This window comes from Saccharopolyspora hirsuta (genome assembly GCF_008630535.1).
Classification (GTDB): Bacteria; Actinomycetota; Actinomycetes; order Mycobacteriales; family Pseudonocardiaceae; genus Saccharopolyspora; species Saccharopolyspora hirsuta.
The window spans coordinates 1-1,077 of record NZ_VWPH01000037.1 but is presented as its reverse complement, the minus strand read 5'-3'; the positions used below and the strand labels follow the sequence as shown (position 1 = coordinate 1,077).

1 rRNA gene is annotated in these 1,077 nt (G+C 55.7%); it reads right to left on the bottom strand.

What is annotated here, in order from left to right:
• Nucleotides 1-44 precede the first annotated feature (44 nt).
• A 23S ribosomal RNA gene (locus F1721_RS34205) occupies nt 45-1,077 on the bottom strand; the annotation flags it as partial.

Sequence of the window (1,077 nt, the reverse complement as noted above, 5' to 3'; positions counted from 1 at the left end):
TGGTTGTTGTCTCAGACACCATATAGTGAGTGCGAGCAATCTTCGTGAGCAAGTCCTCGGCCTATCAGCACCAGTCAACTCCACACCTTACAGTGCTTCCATATCTGGCCTGTCAACCCAATCATCTCTTGGGGGCCTTAACCCACAAACGGGTGGGAGACCTCATCTAGGAACAGGCTTCCCGCTTAGATGCTTTCAGCGGTTATCCCTCCCGAACATAGCCAACCAGCCACGCCCTTGGCAGAACGACTGGCACACCAGAGGTTCGTCCATCCCGGTCCTCTCGTACTAGGGACAGCCTTCCGCAAGTCTCCTACGCGCGCGGCGGATAGGGACCGAACTGTCTCACGACGTTCTAAACCCAGCTCGCGTGCCGCTTTAATGGGCGAACAGCCCAACCCTTGGGACCAACTCCAGCCCCAGGATGCGACGAGCCGACATCGAGGTGCCAAACCATGCCGTCGATATGGACTCTTGGGCAAGATCAGCCTGTTATCCCCGGGGTACCTTTTATCCGTTGAGCGACACCGCTTCCACCAGCCAGTGCCGGATCACTAGTCCCTGCTTTCGCACCTGCTCGACCCGTCAGTCTCACAGTCAAGCTCCCTTATACACTTACACTCAACACCTGATTGCCAACCAGGCTGAGGGAACCTTTGGGCGCCTCCGTTACCCTTTAGGAGGCAACCGCCCCAGTTAAACTACCCACCAGGCACTGTCCCCGATCCGGATCACGGACCCGAGTTAGATGCCCAGAACGACCAGAGTGGTATTTCACCAACGACTCCACACCCACTAGCGTGAATGCTTCACAGTCTCCCACCTATCCTACACAAGCCGAACCAAACACCAATACCAAGCTATAGTAAAGGTCCCGGGGTCTTTCCGTCCTGCCGCGCGAAACGAGCATCTTTACTCGTACTGCAATTTCACCGGGCCTGTGGTCGAGACAGCGGAGAAGTCGTTACGCCATTCGTGCAGGTCGGAACTTACCCGACAAGGAATTTCGCTACCTTAGGATGGTTATAGTTACCACCGCCGTTTACTGGCGCTTAAATTCTCCGCTACACCCCACAA